Below are 331 nucleotides of genomic sequence, written 5' to 3'. Positions count from 1 at the left end.
ACCGGACCGGCAGCGGAGCGCGCGCGAGGAGGCGGCCGGGCTGCGCTCGGACGCCACCGAGGCCGAGCGCGAGGCCGCCCGGATCGAGAAGGCCGCCGAGGACGCCCGCCACCAGGCCGAGCAGGACGCCGAGCGGGCCCGCGAGGCGGCGAAGGAGGCGACCCGCACCGCCGAACGCGACGCACGTGCCGCTCAGCGCGACCGGGCCGTGCGGCGGGAGACGGTCTCCCGCCACGACCGCGCCGTCACCGCGGCCGACGAGGCGGCCCGGCAGGCCCGCGACACCATGGAGCGCGACCAGCGCAACATGTGGCGCGACCAGCTCGACCTC

Annotated in this window: 1 protein-coding gene; it reads left to right on the top strand. The window is 79.2% G+C overall.

What is annotated here, in order from left to right; translation table 11 throughout:
- Positions 1–331, top strand: a 331-nt coding sequence (locus DEF28_RS27860) for a hypothetical protein (RefSeq protein ID WP_374058248.1), incomplete at both ends; no start/stop codon positions are given.

Origin of the sequence: Marinitenerispora sediminis (assembly GCF_003336425.1) — a bacterium.
Classification (GTDB): domain Bacteria; phylum Actinomycetota; class Actinomycetes; order Streptosporangiales; family Streptosporangiaceae; genus Marinitenerispora; species Marinitenerispora sediminis.
This window is presented reverse-complemented; position numbering and strand designations above follow the sequence as displayed.